Source organism: Isoptericola sp. GX10416 (assembly GCF_056590155.1).
The window spans coordinates 1-927 of the sequence record NZ_JBWPVO010000038.1 but is presented as its reverse complement, the minus strand read 5'-3'; the positions used below and the strand labels follow the sequence as shown (position 1 = coordinate 927).

Here is a 927-nt window from a genome sequence, read left to right as displayed (position 1 = left end):
TGAGCCTTTCCCAGTAGCGGGCGTGTCGCCGTCGACACGCCGTACAGCCTGACCTGCGGCAACGCAGTGCGGGACCCCGGTAGAACGGTCGTTCCTTCCACAGATCGACCAGACCGGAGTCCCGCGTGCCCGATCCTGCCATGCCCGCTGCCGTCGCGTCCGCTCCGAGTCCAGAAGCGGTGGTGGAGTACCGCGCGGTCCTGCCGCTGCGGGCCACGACCGTCGAGTACGTCGCCGGACTGCTGCGGTCTCGACAGGCCGAGCTCGGCACCAGGGCCGGGCGGCGTGCGCTGGTGGTGTGGGACCACGCGGTGCTGGCCTGCCGGTGGCTCATCGACGGAACGAGGGTCGCCCAGCTCGCCCGGGACAACCGGATCGGGTTGTCGACGACGTACCGGTATCTCGACGAAGTGATCGGCGTGCTCGCCGCGACGATGCCATCGCTTGGCAACGTGCTCCTCGCGGTCAAGATCGCCGGGAACACCCGCGTGAACCTCGACGGGACGCTGATCGCGACCGACCGGCTGCGCGTGGCGGGACCGACCAAGGGCGTGGACCGGTGGTGGTCCGGCAAGCACAAGAAGCACGGCGGGAACGTGCAGGTCCCCACCGTCGGTGACGGGTGGCCGGTCTGGGTCTCCCCAGTACGCCCGGGCCGCGAGCACGACACGACCTGCGCGCGCACCCACCCCGGACTCCTCGATGCCCTGGACCGCTGGGCTCGCAACGAGCACGGCGAGCCCACGACGGGCCGCAAGGCGCTGGCCGACCTGGGATACCTCGGCGAGGCAGACCGGCTCACCGTCCCGTACCCGAGGCCGAAGACCGGCGAGCTGACCGAGGACGCCAAGTGCTTCAACCTGCTGCACTCAGCGATCCGGGCGGTGGCCGAGCGGGGCAACGCGATCCTCAAGAGCACGTTCAAGG

Annotated in this window: 1 protein-coding gene; it reads left to right on the top strand. The window is 70.4% G+C overall.

Annotated elements, in window-relative coordinates:
* Positions 1-125: 125 nt before the first annotated feature.
* Positions 126-927 (top strand): transposase family protein (locus ACWAT2_RS19340; protein ID WP_480049261.1); only part of this gene is annotated, 802 nt, incomplete at its 3' end.